The organism is Enterobacter cloacae complex sp. P42RS (assembly GCF_014930595.1).
Taxonomy (GTDB): domain Bacteria; phylum Pseudomonadota; class Gammaproteobacteria; order Enterobacterales; family Enterobacteriaceae; genus Enterobacter; species Enterobacter bugandensis.
This window is the reverse complement of the sequence record NZ_JADBRK010000002.1, coordinates 137,898-160,874: the sequence shown is the minus strand read 5'-3', so window position 1 is coordinate 160,874 and position 22,977 is coordinate 137,898. Positions and strand designations below refer to the sequence as shown.

Below are 22,977 nucleotides of genomic sequence, written 5' to 3'. Positions count from 1 at the left end.
TGTTGAAATAGCCGCATATTCTACCCGTTATCTACGGGCGCGCCAAACCACTGATGATACCAGGGGGGTAAAAATTGATCCCGCACGCGCCGGATTTGCCAGCGATGGTGCGAAAATGTCACCGATATTTGCCCGGAATGGGGGGTATCGTGCCAGATATATCCCTCTTTTCGATAGCGCCGGACTACTTTAGCCGACGGGAATCGCCATGCGTTATAGCGGGCCGCTGAATCCAGCGCAATCTCCCCTTCCAGGCGCTGTACCAGCGGCAATGAAGACGAGGTATTGCTGCCGTGATGAGGTACCTGTATGAGGGTGGACGTCAGATGCTGCCAGTAATGGCTAAGCATAGCCTGTTCTGCCTGTGCTTCAATGTCTCCCGTCAGCAGAACGCTCTGCTCGCCGTCGTCAATTTTTACCACGCAGGAGTGATTGTTACCCTGAGCCGGATAATTTTCAGTGGGCCAGTGGACGGTGAACGTTAACCCCTGCCATTGCCATCTTTGCCCGCGAAAGCAGGGACGATGCCCAGTCTGGTGCAACGGACTTCTTACCCACATTTCGGGCCATGTTTTTTGCAGCGATACAAGACCTCCCGCATGGTCGAGATGCTCATGGCTGAGAATAACGCCTTCCGGCTGCAGATGATGCCAGCGCAGCCATGGAATAATTAACCGCTGTGCACTATCCCCGCCCGGCCAGGCAAGCCCGGTATCGTAAAGAATGGCTTTTCCCTGTCGTTCAATAACCATTGCCAGCCCCTGCCCCACGTCCAGCATATGGAGCGTCCAGGCGTCGCTTTTCGCCGTTCGCCAGAGGGGAGAAGCCAGCAAGACACTTCCCGCCAGACAAACGGCAGGAACGGTTTTCCAGGCGCGGAAACGCCAGCCGATGAGGATAAGCCACGGCAGTAACGTCATGTACTGCCAGCGCTGGTCCACACTCTGCCAGCCGTCTGGCAGGCGCATCAGCAACCAGAACAACCCGGCAAGCGTCTTATCGGCTGCATACCAGATGCCGCTTTCCAGCCCCGCCAGCGGCAGCAGATGGAGCAGCATGCCAAGTAAAATCAGCGGTACGCAGACAAACGTCACCAACGGCACGGCAAAGAAGTTGGCGATCAACGATGAAATGCTAAAGCCATGGAAAATCAGAACCTGTAGCGGCATGAGAAGTAACAGCATGCCGACCTGCAGATAGACAAGGTTCAGCAGCGGACGTATCCGGCGAGCCCACTGCCAGTGAGGAAGCGGCAACCACTGAAACCAGAAAATCAGCGCGGCGACGGCAAATGCAGACAAAAGCAGACTCTGCGAAAGTATGGCTAAGGGATCGCTTATCAGGATCGCCGCGACACAGCAGATCCACACCTGCCATGGAGACCATTGCCGGGAACCGATCCGCAGCGCCGCCAGTACAGCAAGTGCGATGACCGTGCGTAGCGCGGGCGGTTGCAGACCGGTCAGCCAGGCGTAGAAAGCAGCAAAGAATAACCCTGCCAGCAGAGGCATTTGCCAGTTGACCCGATGGCAAGGTAATAAAAACTGAAGCCCGCGCACAAGAAACCAGACGATGGAGGCCGCCAGCGCGATATGCAGACCCGAAATCGCCATCAGATGCAGCGTGCCGGTTTCACGCATCAGGTCTTTTATTTCCCTGGGGACATCCAGACGTTCTCCCATGCCCAGCCCGAGGATAACCGCGCCCCAGCGATAAACTGAAAGTCGGTTTTGCAGCGATGTCAGGTATTGCGCTCGCAGGCTACAGCGTCCATCGATGAGTTCTGCATGGGTAAAACGCCCACTTAGCGTTTTATGGCGGGCAATAGCGCTGCGCTGGGGGTCATACCCTCCGTCGTTCAGTTCGCCGTGTACAGGCCTGAGCCGGAGCGTCATCGCCCAGCGCTGACCGGCACACGCTTTCTGCGGCAGATAATGACCATAAAGCGTTACGCCTGTTGACGCCCACCAGCGATGGCCATCAACGGTGAGTATTTTTCCCTGATGCACAGTGGCACCATCAGTCGCGGCGATCTCCACCTCGGCCTGTACGGCACCTGCGGTTAAATGCTGCATCGGCCAGACGCTCTCTTGCGCGGCCAGAATGCCCCACACGCAAAATAACAGCGTCAACCCCACATACTTCAGCCGTACGTTTTGGCGTGCGGCCAGTGCAACTGCGCCAGCCATCATTATCCAGATGGTATAACGCGATGGCAGTTCAGGTAACCAGAGTAACGGGGCTATCGCCAGAATGGCGCAGATACCTAAAGCGGGAATTCCCATTGCTACCTCCCTGTTTCTGGGTGGCAGTATGCGGGCAGATCGAGCGGGGTGTCAGGCGTGAAAAATGCAATCTACAGCAAGCGCTGCAAGGTTTTTAGCGCGTTGCAGAAAACGCAACTTAAAATGCGAGACACCTTCAGAATGAAAGTGACGGAGACAAAAAAAGCACCCGCAGGTGCTTTCTTTCGAACCCAGTTTAACCGGCTGGCTAAACTCAGTTGCCGTAAATATTGGCGCGATCGCGCAGTTCTTTACCCGGCTTAAAGTGTGGAACGTACTTCCCTTCCAGCTCGACTTTATCACCAGTTTTCGGGTTACGCCCGGTACGTGGAGCACGATAGTGCAGAGAAAAACTACCGAAACCGCGGATTTCAATGCGCTCGCCCTGGGCAAGAGTGGAGGCCATATGCTCCAGCATCTCTTTTACGGCATCTTCCACTGCCTTGGCAGGGATATGCGGTTGCTGACTGGCAAGTCTTTCAATCAATTCTGACTTGGTCATGATTCCTCCGGTTCCTTTCAAACCAATTAGCTGAACAGCTCATTAAACAAGGGCGGCCGTAGCCGCCCTTTGTTATTGATTACAGGACGAATCCTGCAATCTGTCAAGTCTGCTCCTCATCCTTCGCGCTGTAAATGCGTTACAGCTCAAATGATGCTGAGAACCTGATATTACTCGCCTTTAGCTGCTTTGAAAGCTTCAGCCATTGCGTTGTTAGAGAAGTTTGCATCTTCCTGTTTGTTAACAGTTGCGATTGCATCTTTCTCATCAGCTTCGTCTTTAGCACGAACAGACAGGCTGATTGCACGGTTCTTACGGTCAACACCGGTGAACTTAGCTTCAACGTCGTCGCCTACGTTCAGAACCAGAGTGGCATCTTCAACGCGGTCACGTGAAGCTTCAGAAGCGCGCAGGTAACCTTCAACGCCGTCAGCCAGTTCTACGGTTGCGCCTTTAGCGTCAACTGCAGTCACTTTACCGTTTACGATTGCGCCTTTCTTGTTCAGTGCAACCCAGTTGTTGAACGGATCTTCTGCGAGCTGTTTAACGCCCAGGGAGATACGCTCACGCTCTGCGTCAACCTGCAGAACAACTGCAGCGATTTCGTCGCCTTTTTTGTATTCACGAACTGCTTCTTCGCCTGCAACGTTCCAGGAGATGTCAGACAGGTGAACCAGGCCATCGATGCCGCCATCCAGGCCGATGAAGATACCGAAGTCAGTGATAGACTTGATTTTACCTTCAACACGGTCGCCCTTGTTGTGGGTTTCCGCGAACTGCTGCCATGGGTTGTTTTTGCACTGCTTCAGGCCCAGGGAGATACGACGACGTTCTTCGTCGATATCCAGAACCATCACTTCCACTACATCACCAACGTTAACAACTTTGGATGGGTGGATGTTTTTGTTGGTCCAGTCCATTTCGGAAACGTGCACCAGGCCTTCAACGCCTTCTTCGATTTCAACGAAGCAGCCGTAGTCGGTCAGGTTGGTTACGCGACCAGTCAGTTTAGTACCTTCTGGGTAACGCTTAGCGATAGCTACCCATGGATCTTCGCCCAGCTGTTTCAGGCCGAGGGATACACGAGTACGCTCGCGGTCGAACTTCAGCACTTTAACAGTGATTTCGTCGCCCACGTTCACGATTTCGCTTGGGTGCTTAACGCGTTTCCACGCCATGTCGGTGATGTGCAGCAGGCCATCAACGCCGCCCAGGTCAACGAATGCGCCGTAGTCAGTGAGGTTCTTAACGATACCTTTGACTTCCATGCCTTCCTGCAGGTTTTCCAGCAGCTGATCGCGTTCTGCGCTGTTTTCGGATTCGATAACGGCACGACGGGAAACAACAACGTTGTTACGCTTCTGGTCCAGCTTGATTACTTTGAACTCAAGCTCTTTGCCTTCGAGGTGCAGGGTGTCACGGACTGGACGAACGTCTACCAGTGAACCTGGCAGGAACGCACGAATACCATTCAGCTCAACAGTGAAGCCACCTTTAACTTTGCCGTTGATAACACCGACCACAGTTTCAGCTTCTTCGTAAGCTTTCTCCAGCGTGATCCATGCTTCGTGACGTTTAGCTTTCTCACGAGACAGCAGGGTTTCGCCGAAGCCGTCTTCTACTGCGTCCAGAGCAACGTCAACTTCGTCACCAACCTGGATTTCCAGCTCGCCCTGGGCGTTTTTGAACTGCTCAGCCGGAATGGCGGACTCAGATTTCAGACCGGCGTCAACCAGTACTACGTCTTTGTCGATAGCAACAACAACACCGCGAACGATGGAACCCGGACGGGTTTCGATTTCTTTTAAGGATTCTTCAAACAGTTGAGCAAAAGATTCAGTCATGTTTAATCTTCAGGTTAATATTAACGTCCACCTGGCTCCGTGCCGGATGGGGTTGTTTCACATACCCGCCGTCAATCCATTGCAGCGGGGGTACTGCTAAATCGGTCGCGATTACGCGAGTGCCAGTTTTTGGCGCGCATATTGTAGCGCTTTTTCAATCACTTGCTCAATAGTTAAACTGGTCGAATCCAGAACTAATGCATCTTCTGCAGGAACAAGCGGTGCGACGGCGCGGTTACGATCGCGGTCATCGCGCTCTTTTATCTCGGATAAAAGGCGATCAAAGTTAACACTAAACCCCTTTTCCTGCAACTGAAGCATACGGCGTTGAGCACGTTCTTCCGAAGAGGCGTCAAGGAAAATTTTTACTGGCGCATCAGGGAAGACCACGGTTCCCATGTCGCGTCCATCAGCGATCAGACCCGGGGCTTCACGAAACGCTCGCTGGCGACGCAGCAGCGCCTCGCGAACGCGTGGGAAAGCCGCCACCCGGGAGGCCGCATTAGCGACTTCCTGCGTACGGATTTCGCCGCTCACGTCTTCCCCTTCCAGGATCACTTCCAGGTTGCCATCGGTAGAAACAAAACGCACATCCAGATGCGCAGCCAGCGGTACCAGCGCTTCTTCAGAGGCGACATCCACGTGATGATGCAGCGCAGCCAGCGCCAGCACGCGATAGATTGCTCCCGAATCTAAAAGATGCCATTGCAATGCTTCCGCCATCGCTTTGCACAGAGTACCTTTCCCTGCGCCACTCGGCCCATCAATGGTGATTACCGGGGCAACTGCCGTCATCTTTTTCTCCTTAAATAAGGCATACCGTTAACATGAACGCCGCGCATTATACGCGCCAACGTGCGCAACTGTTACCTTTGCGTGCAAATTACGGAATGATAGAAGCAGAGTGTAGAAGAAATGAGCGGGAAAGATCGTCAGGAAGCGTAAGGAAATGCCGCATCAGGTGATGCGGCAAGACTTCATCATGCCAGGGTGCTAATGCGCGCCAGCTGTTCGAAATAGTCCGGGAAGGTTTTCGCCGTACATTTCGGATCGAGAATGGTCACAGGGGTATCGGACAGCGCCACCAGCGAGAAACACATCGCCATACGGTGATCGTTATAGGTCCCGATTTCAGCAAAGTTCAGTTTTGCCGGAGGGGTAACGCGAATGTAATCTTCGCCCTCTTCTACCTCAGCGCCGACTTTACGCAGCTCGGTTGCCATCGCGAACAGGCGGTCCGTCTCTTTTACGCGCCAGTTATAGATGTTGCGCAGCGTGGTGGTGCCTTTGGCAAACAGCGCCGCCGTGGCAATGGTCATCGCCGCATCCGGGATATGGTTCATGTCCATGTCGATGGCGTTCAGCTCACCGTGGGTACAGGAGATGAAATCATCTCCCCAGGTGACAACCGCGCCCATTTTTTCCAGCACGTCAGCAAAACGAATATCGCCCTGCACGCTGTTGCGGCCAATGCCGGTCACTTTTACCGTACCGCCTTTAATCGCGCCAGCGGCAAGGAAATAGGACGCGGATGAAGCATCGCCTTCAACCAGGTAGTTACCCGGCGACTGGTACTGCTGCGCCCCACGCACGACAAAGCGCTGATAAGACTGGTTTTCAACCTCAACGCCGAAGGTTTTCATCAGATGCAGCGTAATATCAATATACGGTTTGGAGACCAGCTCACCTTTAATCGTGATAACCGTATCCTGCGGGGCCAGCGGCGCGGTCATCAGTAGCGCCGTCAGGAACTGGCTGGAGACGCTGCCGTCAACCTCGACGGTACCGCCGGTAAAGCCCCCGCGCAGACGCAGTGGCGGGTAATTTTCCTGCTCCAGATACTCAATCTGCGCGCCGCCCTGACGCAGGGCATCTACCAGATGGCCGATCGGACGCTCCTTCATGCGCGGCTCGCCGGTCAGCACGATGTTATTGCTCCCGAGGCACAGGGCCGCCGCCAGCGGACGCATCGCGGTACCCGCGTTACCCAGAAACAGCTCAAGCTCTTCACTCGCCTGCAGCGCGCCGCCGTTGCCGGTCACTTCGCAGCGGGTGCGATCGTCAGAGAGTGTGTAATGAACGCCCAACGCTTTCAGCGCATTGAGCATATGGCGCACGTCATCGCTGTCCAGCAGGTTGGTGAGGACGGTGGTGCCGTTTGCCAGAGCTGCCAGCAGCAGAGCGCGGTTCGAGACACTTTTTGAACCAGGCAGATTGATGGTGCCATCTACCCGCGCGATAGGTTGTAACGTCAGGGATTCCATGAAAACTAAACTCTCAACTCAACATAATAAAAACCCCGCAGGGACGCTGCGGGGGTGAAAAACAGCAAATTAACCGTGACGACGTTCGAAGTCGATCATGAAATCGGTCAGGGCTTTAACGCCTTCCAGCGGCATGGCGTTATAAATGGAGGCACGCATGCCGCCCACGACACGGTGACCTTTGAGCGCATGCAGACCTGCGGCGAAGGACTCTTCCAGGAACACTTTGTCCAGGTTGCTGTCCGCCAGCTGGAACGGCACGTTCATGCGCGAACGGTTCGCTTTCGCCACATCGTTACGGTAGAAATCGCTCTTGTCGATCGTGCCGTACAGCAGTTCGGCTTTCTGCTGATTGATCTTGTCCATCTGCGCCACGCCGCCGTTTTGCTTCAGCCATTTGAAGACCAGGCCGGAGAGATACCAGGCAAACGTAGGTGGGGTGTTGAACATTGAGTCGTTGTCATTCAGGACGGTGTAATCGAGAATCGACGGGCAGGACTTATGGGCTTTCCCCAGCAGGTCTTCACGGACGATGACAATAGTCAGCCCAGCAGGACCGATGTTTTTCTGAGCACCTGCGTAAATGACGCCGTAGCGACTGACGTCCAGCGGAGTGGACAGAATGGTTGAAGAGAAGTCCGCCGTCACAATGACATTGTCGCCAAAGTCTGGCTCTTCGTGAATGGCGATGCCGTCGATGGTTTCGTTCGGGCAGTAGTGGAGATACGCGGCGTTGTCAGACAGCTGCCACTCGCTCATCGGCTTCACGGCGCGCAGACCGTCAACGGTCACTTTGGCGTCGATAACGTTCGGCGTGCAGTATTTGTGCGCTTCTTTTACCGCACTGGCTGCCCAGTAGCCGGCATCGACGTAATCAGCGGTGGTTTTGTCGCCCAGCAGATTGAGCGGGATGCCCGCAAACTGGCCGCGTCCGCCGCCGTGACAGAACAATACTTTGTAGTTCGAGGGAATGTTCAGCAGATCGCGAAAATCCTTTTCTGCCTCTTCCGCCACCTGAATAAACGCTTTACCACGGTGGCTGATTTCCATCACCGACGTACCCAGACCGTTCCAGTCACACAGCTCCTGTTGAGCCTGTTTGAGCACGTCTGCCGGTAACATTGCCGGACCTGAACTGAAATTAAAGACTTGAGCCATTTCCCCTCACCACGCTAAAAGCCATAAGTTATAACTGTGGATATCGGTTTTATCATTCAGTGACACGCGCCGCAATGTCTAAAACTTATGACCGGGGAAATGTGCCCTTCGTCACACAAAACAATCTGCCGCCTCGTCGTCACAAAACCGACAAAATCGCTGTCAGACGAGGCGTTTAGCCCGGCTAACCTTTGTCCATTCCGGATTTGCACAACGAGGGCATAATTGATGATCGCCCGCATGCATCCCCACAACATGACTACATTTTATACATGCATACTCCCCGGTTTCAGGTATCACCCTGAACCGTTCTACTAACATATCCGGCAGGATACACAGGCCGGGCTTAACGTCGTCATCAGCATAGTAATAGACGCTGATTTGCCCATTGGTTTCCATGATCGCCAGCCGCACCTGTCCGAGCTGTTCAACGCTATTCAGGCGCAGCTCCATAAAGAACTCAAACTCGGTCATATTGGCGCTTTGCACATTTTCCCAGGCCAGCTGACCGTCCTCGACAATAACGACCGGTTTCCCTTCAAGCAGATCTTCCAGCTTTTCACTTTTTGACATCAGCCACATCACCAACCGGTAAAGCAAGGCGAGGGAAACAAAAACGATAAACACCGGCACCATCGGCACGTCGTCATAAAACGCGACGTCCCCCGCCGCCGAGCCCAGCGTCAGGATGATCAGCACTTCAAACAGCGACATCTGACGAACGCCACGACGGCCGGTAATTTTGAGAAACAGGAAGACGAGTACGAAGGTATACAGGCTGCGCAGCGCCACTTCGCCCAGAAATTCAGGTGGAACTTTATCAAACGCCATCCGCTGGAGATCAAATGCTTTCATTTTTCTATGCCTTAACAGTCAGTTACTGCTACTAAGCATAGCCCAGCCATTTATTTTCGCCGGAGATAGCACCCGTCACGCAAAACCCGTATCATTGCGCGCTTTACGTACGATAAAAGTGAACGCCATGACTCAAACGTTTATCCCCGGCAAAGACGCCGCTCTGGAAGATTCCATCGCTCGCTTCCAGCAGAAACTGACCGACCTGGGCTTTAACATCGAAGAAGCCTCCTGGCTGAACCCGGTGCCTCACGTCTGGTCCGTGCACATTCGCGACAAAGACTGCGCGCTCTGCTTTACCAACGGTAAAGGTGCGACGAAAAAAGCGGCACTGGCCTCTGCGCTGGGTGAGTATTTTGAGCGTCTGTCCACCAACTACTTCTTCGCTGACTTCTGGCTGGGTGAAACCATCGCCAACGGCCCGTTCGTTCACTATCCGAACGAAAAATGGTTCCCGCTGACCGAAGACGATGAACTGCCGGAAGGCATTCTGGATGCCCGTCTGCGTGCCTTCTACGATCCGGAAAACGAACTGACCGCCAGCATGCTGATCGATCTGCAGTCTGGGAATGAAGAGCGTGGGATCTGCGCCCTGCCGTTCACCCGTCAGTCTGACGAGCAGACCGTGTATATTCCGATGAACATCGTCGGCAACCTGTATGTGTCCAACGGTATGTCCGCCGGTAACACCCGCAATGAAGCGCGCGTGCAGGGTCTCTCTGAAGTCTTCGAGCGTCATATCAAAAACCGCATTATCGCCGAATCCATCAGCCTGCCTGAAATTCCGGCAGACGTGCTGGCGCGCTACCCGGGGGTGGTGGAATCCATCGCCAAACTGGAAGCTGAAGGTTTCCCAATCTTTGCGTATGACGGCTCGCTGGGCGGTAAATATCCGGTTATCTGCGTCGTGCTGTTTAACCCGACTAACGGAACCTGCTTCGCCTCCTTCGGCGCGCATCCTGACTTCGGCGTGGCGCTGGAGCGTACCGTGACCGAGCTGCTGCAGGGCCGTAGCCTGAAAGATCTCGACGTATTCACCCCGCCAACGTTTGACGATGAAGAAGTGGCCGAGCACACCAACCTCGAAACCCACTTCATCGACTCCAGCGGTTTGATCTCCTGGGATATGTTCAAGCAGGACGCGGACTATCCGTTCGTGGACTGGAGCTTTGCCGGTACCACGGAAGAAGAGTTCGCGACGCTGATGGCGATCTTTAACGCGGAAGACCAGGAAGTGTACATTGCCGATTACGAGCACCTGGGCGTTTACGCGTGCCGCATCATCGTGCCTGGCATGTCTGATATCTATCCGGCGGAAGATCTGTGGCTCGCAAACAACAGCATGGGCGCGCACCTGCGTGAAACCCTACTCTCCCTGCCGGGCAGCGAGTGGGAAAAAGAAGATTATCTCAACCTGATAGCCCAGCTGGACGATGAAGGCCACGATGACTTTACCCGCGTGCGCGAGCTGCTGGGTCTGGCGACCGGGAAAGACAACGGCTGGTACACGCTGCGCATCGGTGAACTGAAAGCGATGCTGGCCCTCGCGGGCGGCGATCTGGATCAGGCTCTGGCCTGGACAGAATGGACCATGGAGTTTAACCAGTCGGTCTTCTCCGCCGAGCGCACCAACTATTACCGCTGCCTGCAAACCCTGCTGCTGCTTGCGCAGGAAGACGATCGCGAGCCACTGCAGTACCTGAACGCTTTCGTACGTATGTACGGTGCTGAAGCGGTTGAAGCCGCCAGCGCGGCGCTGAGCGGTGAAGAGCCGTTCTACGGTCTGCAGGCGGTTGACAGCGATCTGAAAGCCTTCCCGGCACATCAGTCTCTGCTGAAGGCCTATGAAAAACTGCAGAAAGCAAAAGCTGCTTACTGGTCAAAATAAACGCATATAACATTAACGGCAGTAGGCGTATTTAATCGTCTGGGCTATATTACGGGGCAATTTCATTGCCCCGTTTTTTATTCTCTTCGGCAATGATTGTTGATTGTAATAATAAAGTTAAACATGGGTAAATATAATAATATTTGCCTGGGCTTTATTGTTACTTTTTATGGTAAATACTCCATATTAATTAACTGTTTCGAAGGGGGCCGAACGAAAAAATTCAACTCTTTTCATAACTTTTAAAATTTATTTTTATACGGATAATCAAATACTTACTCCGCATTTGCTGTAAAACCATACATACTGCGGGCCTATAAGCCAGGCGAGATATGATCTATATCAATTTCTCTTCTATAATGCTTTGTTAGTATCTCGTCGCCGACTTAATAAAGAGAGAGTTAGTGTGAAAGCTGACAACCCTTTTGATCTTTTACTCCCCGCCGCGATGGCAAAAGTTGCCGAAGAAGCGGGTGTCTATAAAGCAACGAAACACCCGATGAAGACGTTCTATCTGGCGATCACCGCTGGTGTGTTCATCTCTATCGCTTTCGTCTTCTACATCACCGCCACCACCGGTACTGCCGGAATGCCTTTCGGCATGGCCAAACTGATTGGCGGCATTTGCTTCTCACTGGGTCTGATTCTCTGCGTCATTTGCGGCGCCGACCTCTTCACCTCAACGGTGCTGATTGTTGTGGCGAAAGCCAGCGGAAGAATTACCTGGGGTCAACTGGCGCGCAACTGGCTTAACGTCTACGTTGGTAACCTGATTGGCTGTCTGCTCTTTGTTCTGTTGATGTGGCTCTCTGGCGAGTATATGACCGCCAACGGTGGCTGGGGGCTTAATGTCCTGCAAACCGCTGACCACAAAATGCATCACACATTTATCGAAGCCGTTGCTCTCGGCATCCTCGCAAACCTGATGGTCTGCCTGGCGGTCTGGATGAGCTACTCTGGCCGTAGCCTGATGGATAAAGCCATGATTATGGTTCTGCCGGTTGCGATGTTTGTTGCCAGCGGCTTCGAGCACAGTATTGCGAATATGTTCATGATCCCGATGGGGATTGTTATCCGCAACTTTGCAAGCCCGGAGTTCTGGACCGCAGTTGGTTCATCCCCGGAAAGTTTCTCTCACCTGACTATTATGAATTTCATTACTGATAACCTGATCCCCGTCACTATCGGGAACATTATCGGTGGGGGTCTGTTAGTTGGGTTGACATACTGGGTCATTTACCTGCGTGGCGGCGACCATCATTAATGGTTGTCTCAGGCAGTAAATAAAAAATCCACTTAAGAAGGTAGGTGTTACATGTCCGAGCTTAATGAAAAGTTAGCCACAGCCTGGGAAGGTTTTGCGAAAGGTGACTGGCAGAATGAAGTCAACGTCCGTGACTTCATTCAGAAAAACTATACCCCGTATGAAGGTGACGAATCCTTCCTGGCTGGCGCAACTGACGCGACCACCAAGCTGTGGGACAGCGTAATGGAAGGCGTTAAACTGGAAAACCGCACTCACGCGCCAGTTGATTTTGACACCTCCGTTGCATCCACCATCACTTCTCACGATGCTGGCTACATCAACAAAGCCCTTGAGAAAATTGTTGGTCTGCAGACTGAAGCACCACTGAAACGCGCCATCATCCCGTTCGGTGGTATCAAAATGGTTGAAGGTTCCTGCAAAGCGTATAACCGCGAGCTGGACCCAATGCTGAAAAAAATCTTCACCGAATACCGCAAAACCCATAACCAGGGCGTATTCGATGTTTATACCAAAGACATTCTGAACTGCCGTAAATCTGGCGTTCTGACTGGTCTGCCAGATGCCTATGGCCGTGGCCGTATCATCGGTGACTACCGTCGCGTTGCGCTGTACGGTATCGACTTCCTGATGAAAGACAAATACGCGCAGTTCGTTTCCCTGCAGTCTGACCTGGAAAACGGCGTAAACCTGGAAGCGACTATCCGTCTGCGTGAAGAAATTGCTGAACAGCACCGCGCGCTGGGTCAGATCAAAGAGATGGCGGCTAAATACGGCTGCGATATCTCTGGTCCTGCGACCAACGCTCAGGAAGCTATTCAGTGGACCTACTTCGGCTACCTGGCCGCTGTTAAGTCTCAGAACGGTGCAGCAATGTCCTTCGGCCGTGTATCCACCTTCCTGGATGCGTACATCGAACGTGACCTGAAAGCAGGTAAAATCACCGAGCAAGACGCTCAGGAAATGATTGACCACCTGGTCATGAAACTGCGTATGGTTCGCTTCCTGCGTACCCCAGAATATGATGAACTGTTCTCTGGTGACCCAATCTGGGCAACCGAATCAATCGGTGGTATGGGCGTTGACGGCCGTACGCTGGTTACAAAAAACAGCTTCCGCTTCCTGAATACCCTGTACACCATGGGTCCTTCTCCGGAGCCGAACATCACCGTTCTGTGGTCTGAAAAACTGCCTCTGAACTTCAAGAAATTCGCCGCTAAAGTGTCCATCGACACCTCTTCTCTGCAGTACGAGAACGATGACCTGATGCGTCCGGACTTCAACAACGACGACTACGCTATCGCTTGCTGCGTGAGCCCAATGGTTGTTGGTAAACAAATGCAGTTCTTCGGTGCGCGTGCAAACCTGGCGAAAACCATGCTGTACGCTATCAACGGCGGCGTTGATGAAAAACTGAAAATGCAGGTTGGTCCTAAGTCTGAGCCAATCAAAGGCGACGTGCTGAACTATGACGAAGTCATGGAGCGCATGGACCACTTCATGGACTGGCTGGCTAAGCAGTACGTGACCGCGCTGAACGTTATCCACTACATGCACGACAAGTACAGCTACGAAGCCTCTCTGATGGCGCTGCACGACCGTGACGTTATCCGCACCATGGCGTGTGGTATCGCAGGTCTGTCTGTTGCGGCTGACTCCCTGTCTGCAATCAAATACGCGAAAGTTAAACCAATTCGTGACGAAGACGGCCTGGCCGTAGACTTCGAAATCGAAGGCGAATACCCGCAGTTTGGTAACAACGACGCTCGCGTTGATGACATGGCGGTTGACCTGGTAGAACGTTTCATGAAGAAAATTCAGAAACTCACTACCTACCGTAACGCTATCCCGACTCAGTCTGTTCTGACCATCACCTCTAACGTTGTGTATGGTAAGAAAACCGGTAACACTCCAGACGGTCGTCGTGCTGGCGCGCCATTTGGCCCAGGTGCTAACCCAATGCACGGTCGTGACCAGAAAGGTGCTGTAGCTTCTCTGACCTCCGTTGCTAAACTGCCGTTTGCTTACGCGAAAGATGGTATCTCTTACACCTTCTCTATCGTGCCAAACGCGCTGGGTAAAGACGACGAAGTGCGTAAAACTAACCTCGCGGGTCTGATGGATGGTTACTTCCACCACGAAGCGTCCATCGAAGGTGGTCAGCACCTGAACGTGAACGTAATGAACCGTGAAATGCTGCTCGACGCGATGGAACATCCTGAGAAATATCCTCAGCTGACCATCCGCGTATCTGGCTACGCAGTACGTTTTAACTCCCTGACGAAAGAACAGCAGCAGGACGTTATCACCCGTACTTTCACTCAGTCCATGTAAGTGGAATTGACTGAAATCACGCGTTAAAAAGCGTACAATAAAGGCTCCACGCAAGTGGGGCCTTTTTAACACCCTCGCTTCACCAGTCTCTTTTGTCCGCTATCTATACTTTATGGATAACAGCCAAAACAGACTCGACATAGCCTTTGAGCTGTGCAACTACACAGGCCCCCGGATGGGCCAAATTCGGAGATATCACCGCAATGTCAACTATTGGTCGCATTCACTCCTTTGAATCCTGTGGCACCGTCGATGGCCCGGGGATCCGCTTTATTACCTTTTTCCAGGGCTGCCTGATGCGCTGCCTGTACTGCCATAACCGCGACACCTGGGACACGCACGGCGGTAAAGAAGTCACCGTGGAAGATCTGATGAAAGAGGTGGTGACCTACCGCCACTTTATGAACGCATCCGGCGGTGGCGTGACCGCGTCCGGCGGTGAAGCTATTCTTCAGGCTGAGTTTGTCCGCGACTGGTTCCGCGCCTGCCATAAAGAAGGCATTCATACCTGTCTCGACACCAACGGCTTTGTGCGCCGCTACGATCCGGTCATTGATGAACTGCTCGACGTGACCGATCTGGTGATGCTCGATCTCAAACAGATGAACGATGAGATCCACCAGAATCTGGTTGGCGTTTCTAACCACCGTACGCTGGAGTTTGCCAAATACATCGCCGACAAAGGCATCAAAACCTGGATCCGCTACGTTGTTGTTCCCGGCTGGTCAGATGACGATGACTCCGCGCATCGCCTGGGTGAATTTACCCGCGACATGGGCAACGTCGAGAAAATTGAGCTTCTGCCCTATCACGAACTGGGTAAACATAAATGGGTGGCGATGGGCGAAGAGTACAAGCTTGATGGCGTGAAGCCGCCGAAAAAAGAGACGATGGAACGCGTGAAAGGTATTCTTGAGCAGTACGGCCACAAGGTCATGTATTAAAGAGAAGGCCCGGTAAGAACCGGGCCTTTTTATATTCTATTTAAAGACGCCGTTAATTACGGAGGTCACAATCGCCGTACTCAGCGCAATTAAGACCAGGTCGTCCCCGACCACACGCCATTCATAGCCCGGGTAGGAAGGAAGCTGGCCGAGCATAGAGGCTGGTACGGTCTTCTTCGCAATGCCCGGAGGAAGCGGTTTACCGCGTGCGAGGTTTTTCGCAATCCCCGGAGGCAGAGACTCATAGCCCGTTAAGCCATAATTCAGGGCCAGGTGGCGGGCATGATCGAAGCTCACGCGAGCGTCGACGTCATTACCGACATCTTTGCTGTTTTTGAAGCTCTTATCCGATTTTCCAGGGTTTTCCTTTCCGCTATTTTGCTTATTACCATGGTTACCGGAATTACCAGAATTCCCGTTACCATGATTGCCGCCATTACCTTGTCCGCCACTGTTTCCATGACCACCGCCATTCCCGTTTCCAGGATTAGCCATGACCGGAGCCGTTGCAAACGTTAAAGACAACACTACGGCAAGTGCGGTAGTGGAAAAACGACGTATAGACATGATTGTTGCCTTTTGTGGTAGAACTCATTTGAATTATCGCCAGGCGGGGAAAACAAACAATGCGTAAAAGTCTTATATGTGACAGGGACAAAAAAGCCTGTCATCGACAGGCTTTTATTTAATCAGGCGTGCGCCACAGGGGTTGGATGCTCGCCCGCTTTGCGCAGCAGCATCAGGAGATAAATAAACGACACGCTGGCAATCATGATAAACAGCAAATTGTCGGAATAATTCTGCATCAGCATCGCGGTAAATGTCGGTCCCAGCAGGCTACCGATGGTATAGCTTAATAATAGCGCCTGGTTCATTGCCACGAGCTGGTGATGTTCTACTTTCTCACAGGCCCACGCCATCGCGACCGGGTAAAGCGTGAATCCTGCGGCACCGAGAATAAACAGTGCAGGCGCCATCGCGGCGTTGCTGAGCATCGCAAGGCATCCCATGATCACCACAAAGACCTGAACGCGCAGCACCAGCAGACGACCAAAACGGTCTGCCAGGCGGCCAATCGGCCATTGCCCCACAATACCCGCACTGACCATCACCGCCATCCAGAAACCAATCCCGGAATCGCTCACGCCCTGATGGTTCAAATAGAGCGGCATCAGGCCATAGAGCGAGCCGAGTACAATCCCTGAGATAATACAGCCGTTAACCCCCAGACGCGCCTGACGCAGTCTCAGCATCGGCCAGACGTGCGTTGCTTCCTGATGTTCACTGTTCTGGTTCACAATGCGCGTAAAGAGCAGCGGCAGGATCGCGGCCAGCACCATGCCCGTTACCCACGGCAGAACGCTCATCAGATCGGTTGGCAGCTTGCTGACCATCAGTTGACCCAGCACGGTACCAATGTAGTAAACCATCATATAGGCTGCCAGCAGGCGTCCGCGGTTGCGGGAGGTACCGCTACACATCAGCGCGCTTTCAACCACCACCCAAATCATCGCGCAGCCGACGCCGGCGATAAAGCGCCATGCCATCCAGCTCCAGAAGCCCACCATCAGACCCAGACCGGCGCACCCGGCAGCGAAAATCAGCGAGGCCAGATAATAGCTGCGATTAAAGCCAAAACGCTTAATCAGGCTACCGGTTAATAATGTGCCCAACAGGTTCCCGGTGAAAAAGGACGAGCTGACCATACCCACCTGCCAGGTCGGTAAGTTTTCATGGGCGAGCCACAGCGGGACGAGCGTGTTTAACACGGCGATCGCCAGGGTCAACAGAAGCAGGCCACAGAGCAACAGGAGCACTGGCCGGGTATAGGTGGTCATGGATTAAAAACCGTGAGGAAGTTCAGATTTCGTGCGCATCATGCCACTGGCAAAAACAAAGTCAATCCACAGATTTAACCGGCTCGCACAATATGTTCCCTGTCGATTTAAAAAACTTATCCTGCTAATGCAGCGCCTGCTATAGATATTAATTATGTATCTGTTTTTATTTATTAATGACCGAAATTAAAACAAAACGACAGTCGAAAAATTTCATGAATGAAAAAAGAAAAGCCGGGCGCTATGTCCCGGCTTTTTATAACGAAAAATGAAATTAGCTGGCGATAGCCATACCGACCGTCATATGCAGGCCGTAAAACACACCGCGACCAATTAACTCCCCTGCCAGCACCAGCACAAAAGCCAGTGACAGGAGCGGCAGTGCAGGCTGATAACCTTTAAGCTGAGGGCCGATCCAGCACACCAGCGCAGCTGCCAGCAACACCACACGCCAGGCCATCAGCGAACCGTAGTCCGGCACCAGCGCAGAAGCCTGCTGGATAGAGCTGTGAATGGTTGCCAGCTCAGCTCCCTGCATCAGGGCGACCATCGCGCTCACCACCAGCGCCAGCAGCGAAACGGCTGGCAGCAGACGCATTGCCCAACCGTTTACCCCCGCCACACGCAGCAGCAGGTAGCCCAGCAGCGGCCCGCCGATAAACATCGTCAGGAAGAAGCTCATCGGCGTCCAGACGCTGTACCAGGTAGGAACGGTATCGATGGTGTTATAGACGCGCACCATCATCCACACGAACACCACGCCCAGTACCATGGTGACGATCAGCCACAGGCTGCGCAGGCCCGCAGGCAATTTCTTCAACGCAGCCAGCAGCCACCCCAGCCCGCCGACGGCAAAGAAGATTGCCCCGCTGGCAATTTCGTTACTGAGCGACGACGCCCCCACGCGGTTCAGGGAGTTAAACGCGCGCATCGGTGAGCCCAGGTGCAGCGTAGAGGCGATAAATCCAATCCCCATCAGCACCCACAGGCCAAACATGCTCAACACTAAACGCTGCTGCTGTTCGGCATTGAGGTTCCCTTTTAACAGCGCCAGCGCCAGAACAATAAAGCCGCCCACTACGCACTGCCCAAAGACTGTGAAGATCATCAGCGGCCATTCATGCCATCCACTTCCCATCTCACACCTCCTTCGGATTTGCCAGGTAGCCGGTGGTGTCACCCGTCGGACGGCTGTTGGCGTTAGGTTTAATGACAATACTCGGCTTGGTGAAGTGCGCTGACGGCAGCGGTGCCACAGCGGCAAGCTGACCGTGTTTCTGACGCAGCTCTTCTATCGGACCAAAATCCAGCGCGCGCAGCGGGCAGGACTCGACGCAGATTGGCTTTTTGCCGTCCGCTACGCGGCTGTGGCAGCCGTCGCACTTGGTCATATGTCCTTTGGCGGCGTTGTACTGCGGCGCGCCGTACGGGCACGCCATATGGCAGTAGCGACAGCCAATGCAGACATCTTCATCCACCACCACAAAACCGTCCTCCCGCTTGTGCATCGCCCCGCTTGGGCACACCTTAGTGCAGGCCGGATCTTCACAGTGGTTACAGGCAATCGACAGGTAATAGGTAAAGACGTTCTGATGCCAGACGCCGTTATCTTCCTGCCAGTCGCCCCCGGCGTATTCGTAAATGCGGCGGAAGCTCACGTCCGGGGTGAGATCTTTATAATCTTTACAGGCCAGCTCGCAGGTTTTGCACCCGGTGCAACGGCTGGAATCAATGAAAAATCCATACTGGGTTGTCATCGGTTACTCCTTAAACCTTTTCAACCTGGACAAGGTTTGTGTGAGACGGGTTGCCTTTCGCCAGCGGCGACGGACGCTGCGTGGTCAGGACGTTAATACTGCCTGCCTGGTCGATGCGGTTGGCATCCGGGCTGTACCAGGCCCCTTCCCCCAGTGCCACTACGCCAGGCATCATGCGCGGTGTCACTTTGGCTTCAATGTGTACCTCGCCGCGACCGTTAAAGATACGCACGCGATCCCCGTTACGGATACCACGTGCTTTGGCATCCATCGGGTTGATCCACATCTCCTGGCGGCAGGCGGCCTTCAGTACGTCAACGTTACCGTAGGTGGAGTGCACGCGCGCCTTGTAGTGGAAACCGGTCAGCTGCAGAGGGAATTTCGCCGTCAGCGGATCGTTATAGTTTTCGAACCCCGGCGTGTAGATCGGCAGCGGATCGATAACATCTCCTTCCGGCAGCTCCCAGGTAGAGGCGATTTTTGCCAGCGCTTCGGAGTAGATTTCGATTTTGCCCGACGGCGTGGTCAGCGGATTCGCCTGCGGATCTTCACGGAACGCTTTATACGCCACGTGATGCCCTTCCGGGTCACGCTGCTTGTACATGCCCTGCTTGCGGAAGGTGTCGAAGTCCGGCAGGTCTGGAATGGCTTTGCGGGAGAGCTCATGCAGATGGCGCATCCATCCTTCCTGAGTACGCCCTTCGGTAAACTGCTGTTCGACGCCCAATCGCTTCGCCAGTTCGGAGGTCATCTCATAGATGGTTTTGCACTCGAAGCGCGGCTTGATGGCCTGGTCGGTAAAGATCACGTAGGACATGTTGCCGCAGGAAGCGTCCAGCGCGAAATCCATCTGCTCAGACGCGGTGCAGTCCGGCAGCAGAATATCGGCATATTTTGCCGAGGAGGTCATGTGGCAGTCGATCACCACAATCATCTCGCACTTCTTGTCGTCCTGCAGAATTTCATGGGTGCGGTTGATTTCCGAGTGCTGGTTGATAAGGCAGTTGCCGGCGTAGTTCCAGATCATCTTGATCGGCACATCCAGCTTGTCTTTGCCCCGAACGCCGTCGCGCAGCGCGGTCATTTCCGGGCCGCGCTCGATCGCGTCAGTCCACATAAACATGGAGATGCTGGTCTGAATCGGGTTATCCAGCGTCGGCATCCGCTCAAACGGCACTTCATAAGAACCTTCGCGCGCGCCGGTGTTACCGCCATGAACGCCGACGTTGCCGGTCAGAATTGAAAGCATGGAGATAGCGCGGGTGGCGATTTCACCGTTCGCATGACGCTGCGGTCCCCAGCCCTGGCTGATGTAGGCCGGTTTAGCTGAACCAATCTCACGCGCCAGCTGAACAATGCGCTCGACCGGAATACCGGTGATGGTGGAGGCCCACTCCGGCGTTTTCGCTACGCCGTCGCTGCCCTGGCCGAGAATATATGCCTTGTAGTGACCATTGGCAGGGGCACTGGCTGGCAGCGTTTTCTCGTCATAACCGACGCAGTATTTATCAAGGAACGGCTGATCGACGAGGTTTTCAGTAATCATCACCCACGCCAGCGCGGAAACCAGTGCCGCATCGGTACCAGGACGAATGGGGATCCACTCATCTTCACGCCCGGCACCGGTGTCGGTATAGCGCGGATCGATAATGATCATGCGGGCATTAGATTTGGCGCGGGCCTGTTCGAGGTAGTACGTCACCCCGCCGCCGCTCATGCGGGTTTCGCCCGGGTTGTTACCGAACAGGACGACCAGCTTACTGTTTTCGATATCGGACGGGCTGTTGCCGTCGGCCCAGCCGCCGTAGGTATAGTTCAGACCTGCGGCAATCTGTGCAGAAGAGTAGTCGCCGTAGTGGTTGAGATAACCGCCGCAGCAGTTCATCAGACGCGCGACCAGCGTTTTACCCGGTGGCCAGGAGCGGGTCATCGTGCCACCCAGCGTCCCGGTGCCATAGTTCAGGTAGATGGACTCGTTGCCGTACTCTTTGATCAGGCGCTGCATGTTGGTGGCGATAATGTCGTAGGCTTCGTCCCAGCTAATGCGCTCAAACTTCCCTTCCCCACGCTTACCGACACGCTTCATTGGGTATTTCAGACGATCCGGGTTGTAGACGCGGCGACGCATGGAGCGACCCCGCAGGCAGGCGCGAACCTGGTGTAACCCTTCGTAGTTATCGTCCCCGGTGTTGTCGGTTTCGACATACTTAATTTCGCCATCCACCACGTGCATACGCAGCGGACAACGGCTACCGCAGTTTACGGTACACGCACTCCACACCACTTTTTCCGGAGCTGCGGCTGCGGATAGTGCGTCCGCCGCCGACGCCAGCCGGGTAAAAGGGAGCGTGAAGGCGCTGCTGGCTACAGCCAGGCCGCCTATTGCCGTGGTTTTCATCAACCCACGGCGAGTGACCTCGGCAGCCATTAACGCTTCAGGCGCTTTGATTTTCATAGAGACTCACTTTGGTTGCTCACAAAGAAAAAAGAGGCGGCACGAACCGCTATATAGTTTTGTAAATAACGAATTTCTTCGTTATCAGCGTCTTATGCTGACTTTCATTCGGAGGAGTATTACTACTTTAGAGGGAGGGGGTATTGCGTCGTGTCAATTCAGAGGCATAAAAAAAGCGCCCGAAGGCGCTTTTTTGTTGTGAGGCAAAGAATTAGCCGATGTACTGCTGGCCTTTCATGTATGGACGCAGCACTTCAGGGATCTCGATGCGGCCATCTGCCTGCTGGTAGTTTTCCAGCACAGCAACCAGCGTACGGCCAACAGCCAGACCAGAACCGTTCAGGGTATGCACCAGACGGGTTTTCTTGTCAGATTTGCTGCGGCAGCGTGCCTGCATGCGGCGCGCCTGGAAATCCCAGACGTTAGAGCAGGAGGAGATTTCACGGTAGGTGTTCTGTGCGGGCACCCAGACTTCCAGGTCGAAGGTTTTGCAGGCACCAAAGCCCATGTCACCGGTGCACAGCGCCATGCGGCGATACGGCAGGCCCAGCAGCTCCAGCACTTTTTCCGCATGGCCAGTCATCTCTTCCAGCGCGTCCATGGATTCTTCCGGACGGACAATCTGCACCATCTCGACTTTGTCGAACTGGTGCATACGGATCAGACCACGGGTGTCGCGACCGTAAGAACCGGCTTCTGAACGGAAGCACGGAGAGTGTGCCGTCAGCTTGATTGGCAGATCGTCTTCGTCAATGATCTCATCACGCACGAGGTTGGTCAGCGGCACTTCCGCGGTTGGGATCAGCGCATAGTTGCTGCTGTCTGCTTCTTCATCCAGCGGACGAGTATGGAACAGATCGCCGGCAAATTTCGGCAGCTGGCCCGTACCGTACAGCGTATCGTGGTTAACCAGATACGGAACATAGGTTTCGCTGTAGCCGTGCTGCTCGGTGTGCAGATCCAGCATGAACTGCGCCAGGGCGCGGTGCAGATGGGCAATCTGACCTTTCATTACTACGAAGCGAGAGCCGGTCAGCTTAACCGCAGCGGCAAAGTCCAGGCCCGCGTGCATTTCGCCCAGCGTCACGTGATCGCGCACTTCGAAGTCAAACTCGCGAGGCGTACCCCAGCGCTTCACTTCAACGTTGTCGTTCTCGTCTTTGCCGACAGGCACGCTGTCGTCAGGAATGTTCGGGATAGCCAGAGCGATGTCACGAATTTCGGTCTGAAGAACGTCCAGCTCCGCTTTCGCCTGATCCAGCTCTTCACCCAGCTTGTTCACTTCCAGGCGTAATGGCTCAATATCTTCCCCGCGCGCTTTCGCCTGGCCAATGGATTTCGATCGAGAGTTACGCTCTGCCTGCAGATTTTCAGTTTGTACCTGCAGTACTTTACGACGCTCTTCAAGAGCGCGCAGCTTATCTACATCCAGCTTAAAGCCCCGGCGTGCCAGTTTTTCAGCGACTGCGTCTGGCTCATTACGCAGCAGATTGGGATCGAGCATGCTTATCCTGTGCTTATCGAATTAAAATAGGAAATGTGACCACAGCCTGCGGTCACAAGGATACAATTGCCAACATTACCGCAAC

Annotated in this window: 17 protein-coding genes; 4 read left to right on the top strand and 13 right to left on the bottom strand. The window is 54.0% G+C overall.

Annotated elements, in window-relative coordinates; all coding sequences use genetic code 11:
• Positions 1-20 precede the first annotated feature (20 nt).
• The 7 genes from IM314_RS04050 to IM314_RS04020 form a co-directional block, all read right to left on the bottom strand.
• Positions 21-2,285 (bottom strand): ComEC family protein, encoded by a 2,265-nt coding sequence (locus IM314_RS04050; RefSeq protein WP_193358655.1) that lies wholly within the window; start codon positions 2,283-2,285, stop codon positions 21-23.
• Positions 2,286-2,499: 214 nt separating this feature from the next.
• Positions 2,500-2,787: an integration host factor subunit beta gene (gene ihfB / locus IM314_RS04045; RefSeq protein ID WP_008499965.1), complete on the bottom strand. Its 288-nt coding sequence runs from the start codon at positions 2,785-2,787 to the stop codon at positions 2,500-2,502.
• Between the two features lie 170 nt (positions 2,788-2,957).
• A complete protein-coding gene (rpsA, locus tag IM314_RS04040) occupies positions 2,958-4,631 on the bottom strand; it encodes a 30S ribosomal protein S1 (protein WP_008499966.1) in 1,674 nt (557 codons plus the stop codon).
• Positions 4,632-4,742: 111 nt separating this feature from the next.
• Entirely contained in the window at positions 4,743-5,426 is a 684-nt protein-coding gene (cmk, locus tag IM314_RS04035; RefSeq protein WP_193358654.1) for a (d)CMP kinase, read from the bottom strand.
• A gap of 185 nt (positions 5,427-5,611) precedes the next feature.
• Positions 5,612-6,895: a 3-phosphoshikimate 1-carboxyvinyltransferase gene (gene aroA / locus IM314_RS04030; RefSeq protein ID WP_047362721.1), complete on the bottom strand. Its 1,284-nt coding sequence runs from the start codon at positions 6,893-6,895 to the stop codon at positions 5,612-5,614.
• Positions 6,896-6,964: 69 nt separating this feature from the next.
• Positions 6,965-8,053, bottom strand: coding sequence for a 3-phosphoserine/phosphohydroxythreonine transaminase (serC, locus tag IM314_RS04025; protein WP_047362720.1), 1,089 nt, complete (start codon positions 8,051-8,053; stop codon positions 6,965-6,967).
• A 162-nt stretch (positions 8,054-8,215) separates the two neighbouring features.
• Entirely contained in the window at positions 8,216-8,908 is a 693-nt protein-coding gene (locus IM314_RS04020) for a DUF421 domain-containing protein (protein ID WP_028012566.1), read from the bottom strand.
• Positions 8,909-9,035: 127 nt separating this feature from the next.
• On the opposite strand from IM314_RS04020, the gene ycaO reads away from it, so the two are divergent.
• The 4 genes from ycaO (at position 9,036) to pflA (ending at position 15,338) form a co-directional block, all read left to right on the top strand.
• Complete coding sequence (gene ycaO, locus IM314_RS04015; protein ID WP_032644855.1) at positions 9,036-10,796, top strand: 30S ribosomal protein S12 methylthiotransferase accessory factor YcaO; 1,761 nt, start codon at positions 9,036-9,038, stop codon at positions 10,794-10,796.
• 406 nt (positions 10,797-11,202) lie between these two features.
• Entirely contained in the window at positions 11,203-12,060 is an 858-nt protein-coding gene (focA, locus tag IM314_RS04010; protein WP_028012564.1) for a formate transporter FocA, read from the top strand.
• Positions 12,061-12,111: 51 nt separating this feature from the next.
• Complete coding sequence (pflB, locus tag IM314_RS04005; RefSeq protein WP_023338210.1) at positions 12,112-14,394, top strand: formate C-acetyltransferase; 2,283 nt, start codon at positions 12,112-12,114, stop codon at positions 14,392-14,394.
• Between the two features lie 203 nt (positions 14,395-14,597).
• Positions 14,598-15,338 carry a pyruvate formate lyase 1-activating protein gene (pflA, locus tag IM314_RS04000; RefSeq protein WP_028012563.1) on the top strand — a complete coding sequence of 247 codons (741 nt, stop codon included), beginning with the start codon at positions 14,598-14,600 and terminating at the stop codon, positions 15,336-15,338.
• 36 nt (positions 15,339-15,374) lie between these two features.
• On the opposite strand, the gene IM314_RS03995 is transcribed toward pflA, so the two are convergent.
• The 6 genes from IM314_RS03995 to serS form a co-directional block, all read right to left on the bottom strand.
• Positions 15,375-15,905, bottom strand: a complete 531-nt coding sequence (locus tag IM314_RS03995; protein WP_047368209.1) for an anti-virulence regulator CigR family protein — start codon at positions 15,903-15,905, stop codon at positions 15,375-15,377.
• 122 nt (positions 15,906-16,027) lie between these two features.
• Positions 16,028-17,176 (bottom strand): MFS transporter, encoded by a 1,149-nt coding sequence (locus IM314_RS03990; RefSeq protein ID WP_060572718.1) that lies wholly within the window; start codon positions 17,174-17,176, stop codon positions 16,028-16,030.
• Between the two features lie 274 nt (positions 17,177-17,450).
• Complete coding sequence (locus IM314_RS03985; RefSeq protein ID WP_028012560.1) at positions 17,451-18,314, bottom strand: dimethyl sulfoxide reductase anchor subunit family protein; 864 nt, start codon at positions 18,312-18,314, stop codon at positions 17,451-17,453.
• 1 nt (position 18,315) lies between these two features.
• Positions 18,316-18,933 carry a DMSO/selenate family reductase complex B subunit gene (locus tag IM314_RS03980; protein ID WP_193358653.1) on the bottom strand — a complete coding sequence of 206 codons (618 nt, stop codon included), beginning with the start codon at positions 18,931-18,933 and terminating at the stop codon, positions 18,316-18,318.
• Between the two features lie 10 nt (positions 18,934-18,943).
• Positions 18,944-21,388, bottom strand: a complete 2,445-nt coding sequence (gene dmsA, locus IM314_RS03975; protein WP_188245784.1) for a dimethylsulfoxide reductase subunit A — start codon at positions 21,386-21,388, stop codon at positions 18,944-18,946.
• A 211-nt stretch (positions 21,389-21,599) separates the two neighbouring features.
• The gene (gene serS / locus IM314_RS03970) at positions 21,600-22,892 is read right to left on the bottom strand and encodes a serine--tRNA ligase (RefSeq protein ID WP_047071876.1); all 1,293 of its coding nucleotides are present in this window, start codon (positions 22,890-22,892) and stop codon (positions 21,600-21,602) included.
• Positions 22,893-22,977 lie beyond the last annotated feature (85 nt).

Coding starts and splice junctions, on each gene's coding strand:
- IM314_RS04050 (WP_193358655.1), bottom strand. CDS start 2,285: ATGGGAATTCCCGCTTTAGGTATCTGCGCCATTCTGGCGATAGCCCCG.
- ihfB (WP_008499965.1), bottom strand. CDS start 2,787: ATGACCAAGTCAGAATTGATTGAAAGACTTGCCAGTCAGCAACCGCAT.
- rpsA (WP_008499966.1), bottom strand. CDS start 4,631: ATGACTGAATCTTTTGCTCAACTGTTTGAAGAATCCTTAAAAGAAATC.
- cmk (WP_193358654.1), bottom strand. CDS start 5,426: ATGACGGCAGTTGCCCCGGTAATCACCATTGATGGGCCGAGTGGCGCA.
- aroA (WP_047362721.1), bottom strand. CDS start 6,895: ATGGAATCCCTGACGTTACAACCTATCGCGCGGGTAGATGGCACCATC.
- serC (WP_047362720.1), bottom strand. CDS start 8,053: ATGGCTCAAGTCTTTAATTTCAGTTCAGGTCCGGCAATGTTACCGGCA.
- IM314_RS04020 (WP_028012566.1), bottom strand. CDS start 8,908: ATGAAAGCATTTGATCTCCAGCGGATGGCGTTTGATAAAGTTCCACCT.
- ycaO (WP_032644855.1), top strand. CDS start 9,036: ATGACTCAAACGTTTATCCCCGGCAAAGACGCCGCTCTGGAAGATTCC.
- pflB (WP_023338210.1), top strand. CDS start 12,112: ATGTCCGAGCTTAATGAAAAGTTAGCCACAGCCTGGGAAGGTTTTGCG.
- pflA (WP_028012563.1), top strand. CDS start 14,598: ATGTCAACTATTGGTCGCATTCACTCCTTTGAATCCTGTGGCACCGTC.
- IM314_RS03995 (WP_047368209.1), bottom strand. CDS start 15,905: ATGTCTATACGTCGTTTTTCCACTACCGCACTTGCCGTAGTGTTGTCT.
- IM314_RS03990 (WP_060572718.1), bottom strand. CDS start 17,176: ATGACCACCTATACCCGGCCAGTGCTCCTGTTGCTCTGTGGCCTGCTT.
- IM314_RS03985 (WP_028012560.1), bottom strand. CDS start 18,314: ATGGGAAGTGGATGGCATGAATGGCCGCTGATGATCTTCACAGTCTTT.
- IM314_RS03980 (WP_193358653.1), bottom strand. CDS start 18,933: ATGACAACCCAGTATGGATTTTTCATTGATTCCAGCCGTTGCACCGGG.
- dmsA (WP_188245784.1), bottom strand. CDS start 21,388: ATGAAAATCAAAGCGCCTGAAGCGTTAATGGCTGCCGAGGTCACTCGC.
- serS (WP_047071876.1), bottom strand. CDS start 22,892: ATGCTCGATCCCAATCTGCTGCGTAATGAGCCAGACGCAGTCGCTGAA.